The sequence below is a fragment of the Fibrobacter sp. UWH5 genome, assembly GCF_900142505.1.
In the GTDB taxonomy this organism is placed as follows: domain Bacteria; phylum Fibrobacterota; class Fibrobacteria; order Fibrobacterales; family Fibrobacteraceae; genus Fibrobacter.
Window position 1 is genome coordinate 1 of record NZ_FRBB01000056.1, and the last position, 1,095, is coordinate 1,095.

Annotated in this window: 1 protein-coding gene; it reads left to right on the plus strand. The window is 46.8% G+C overall.

What is annotated here, in order from left to right; genetic code table 11:
• Positions 1-121: 121 nt before the first annotated feature.
• Entirely contained in the window at positions 122-1,078 is a 957-nt protein-coding gene (locus BUB38_RS15690) for an IS30 family transposase (protein ID WP_073161660.1), read from the plus strand.
• Positions 1,079-1,095 lie beyond the last annotated feature (17 nt).

The following is a 1,095-nucleotide window of genomic DNA, read 5'->3' on the forward strand; positions in this document are numbered from 1 at the left end:
CCCGAATTCTATTTGCAAATGCATAATCCGAGCGGAATCTGAAGGATGCAAAAAAGGCCCCCAGATGGGAGCCAGCTAGGATAACTAAATTGCAACCTTCTCTTACCACAAAGAGGTTGCATTGAGTCATCTTAACCGAGAGCAAAGATACAAAATTCTTGGCTTGTTGTGTAGCCATTACACGCAAGCCCAAATCGCAGACATAATCGGATGTTCCCAAAGCACCGTATCACGAGAAATCAAACGGAACGGTTCACGAGGGAAATACGGAGCGGAGGCGGCACATAGAAAAGCCGTTGCAAGGAAGAAGGCTAGCCACTGCCATAAGAAATACGACGGATATGACTGGAGAATTGTTGACGCAAGTATCCGTAGTTTCATGAGTCCACAGCAGGTTCGCTGGAGATGCAGGCTTATGGGCCTGAAATGTCCTTGCGAGGAACTCATCTACCGTCACATCTGGGAGGACAAGCGGCATGGCGGTGACCTCTACAAATGCCTAAGGCACAAGAACAAGAAACACGCTTCCAGGGGCCGTAAGAACGACTACAGAGGAAGGATTGTCGGCCTAGTATCTATCGACAAGCGGCCTGCAATCGTTGATAAAAAGGAACGTTTCGGAGACCTTGAGGTAGACCTTGTCATCGGTAAGGATCACAAGGGAAAGCTGCTCACCATAAACGACAGGGCAACGAACCAAAGCTGGATTAGAAAAATCGGAAGCAAGAATTCTGACGAGGTTGCAGCTGCCATCGTGGAAACCCTTCTCCCGTACAAGGGGTTGCTTAAGACGATAACTTCAGATAACGGAAGGGAGTTTGCGGACCACGTAATCGTGGCGAAGGCGCTTGGCATCAAGTACTATTTTGCGCATCCATATCATTCATGGGAGCGAGGTGCGAATGAAAATATGAACGGGCTGATTCGCCAATTTATTCCAAAGGGTGCAAAGATTGAAGATGTCGATGAACGCTATATCCGATGGATCGAGAACAATCTGAACAATAGACCAAGAAAAAGGCTTGACTACCTAACACCAAATGAGTATCTTTTGAAAAAGTTCAACATTATGCGTTAGCGATTAGAAATCGCCAA